We start from the raw sequence: 1,756 nt of genomic DNA, 5'->3' as shown, positions 1-1,756 counted from the left end.
GCTGCCGGAGTTCGGCACGCTGCCGGAGTTCCAGCGGCTGGTGACCGAGGCCCACCAGCGGGGCATCCGCATCATCGTGGACCTCGTCATGAACCACACCAGCGACCAGCACCCGTGGTTCCAGGCGAGCCGCTCGGACCCCGACGGCCCCTACGGCGACTTCTACGTGTGGAGCGACACCGACACGGGGTACGCCGACGCGCGCATCATCTTCGTGGACACCGAGACCTCGAACTGGACGTTCGACCCGGTGCGGCGGCAGTACTTCTGGCACCGCTTCTTCAGCCACCAGCCGGACCTCAACTTCGAGAACCCGGACGTGCAGGAGGCGATGTTCGACGCCGTCCGCTTCTGGATGGAGATGGGCATCGACGGCTTCCGGCTCGACGCGGTGCCCTACCTCTTCGAGGAGGAGGGCACCAACGGGGAGAACCTCCCGCAGACGCACGACTTCCTGAAGAAGCTGCGGAAGATGGTGGACGAGGAGTTCCCGGGCCGGGTGCTGCTGGCCGAGGCCAACCAGTGGCCCTTCGACGTCGTGGAGTACTTCGGCACCGAGGAGGAGCCGGAGTGCCACATGTGCTTCCACTTCCCCGTGATGCCGCGGCTGTACTACTCCCTGCGGGAGGAGAAGGCCACCCCCATCATCGACATCCTCTCCGCGACGCCGGAGATCCCCGTCTCGTCCGGGCAGTGGGGCACCTTCCTGCGCAACCACGACGAGCTGACGCTGGAGATGGTGACCACCGAGGAACGTGCCGCCATGTACGGCTGGTACGCCCCCGACCCCCGGATGCGCGCCAACATCGGCATCCGGCGGCGCCTGGCGCCGCTGCTGGACAACTCGCGCCCGGAGATCCAGCTCATCCACGCGATGGTCCTGTCGCTGCCGGGCAGCCCGTGCCTGTACTACGGCGACGAGATCGGCATGGGCGACAACATCTGGCTCGACGACCGCGACGCGGTGCGCACGCCGATGCAGTGGACGCCGGACCGCAACGCGGGCTTCTCCTCCGCCGACCCCGGCAAGCTGTACCTGCCGACCGTCCAGTCGCTGGTCTACAACTACCAGGCGGTGAACGTGGAGGCGCAGCTGGCGTCCACGTCCTCGCTGCTGCACTGGGTGCGCGGCATCCTGGCCGTGCGCAAGCAGCACCCCGTGTTCGGCACCGGCCGCTACGTCCCCCTCACCAGCCGCCACCCGCTGGCCCACGGCGAGGACGCGGAGGCGGCCGACGGCCCGGACGTCGCGGGCATCGCCACGCACGCGGTGGCCACGACCCGGCAGCAGACGCCGGCGCAGGTGGGCGAGGGGCAGGCGCGGGCCGGGGAGGAGGCGCTGGCGCGCGCGGTGGGCGCGACCGACGTCCGCCCCGACGCCGGGTTCTGCGACAACGACGCGGTGCTGGCGTTCCTGCGGGTCCTGGAGGGGGGCCAGGACCAGCGCGGGGAGACGGTGCTGTGCGTCAACAACCTCTCCGCCACCCCGCAGTCGGCGCACCTGCGCATCCCCGGCTACGAGGGTGCGAGCGTGCACGACCTCTTCGGCGGGGCCCGGTTCCCCGCGATCGACGACGAGGGGTGCACGACGCTGACGCTGGGCTCGCGGGGTTTCTTCTGGCTGCGGCTGGACCGCCCCGGCGAGGGCCGCTGAGGCGCCCGGGGGACCCCGCGCCGCCCGCCGCCGGCGAGGGCGGCCGTCGGGGCGCGGGCGGGGCCGCCGCTCGCTAGGTTCGGCAGCGTGACCGAGCACACG

The 1,756-nt window shown here is 71.4% G+C and carries 1 protein-coding gene; it reads left to right on the top strand.

All coding sequences use genetic code 11. The features are described 5' to 3' along the window. Positions 1-1,654, top strand: a 1,654-nt coding sequence (gene treS / locus ABEB16_RS06030) for a maltose alpha-D-glucosyltransferase (RefSeq protein ID WP_425560112.1), incomplete at its 5' end; no start/stop codon positions are given. Positions 1,655-1,756 lie beyond the last annotated feature (102 nt).

This window comes from Kineococcus glutinatus (assembly GCF_039542765.1).
GTDB lineage: Bacteria > Actinomycetota > Actinomycetes > Actinomycetales > Kineococcaceae > Kineococcus_A > Kineococcus_A glutinatus.
The sequence above is the reverse complement of the archived record's forward strand: the minus strand, read 5'-3'. Positions and strand labels throughout refer to the sequence as shown.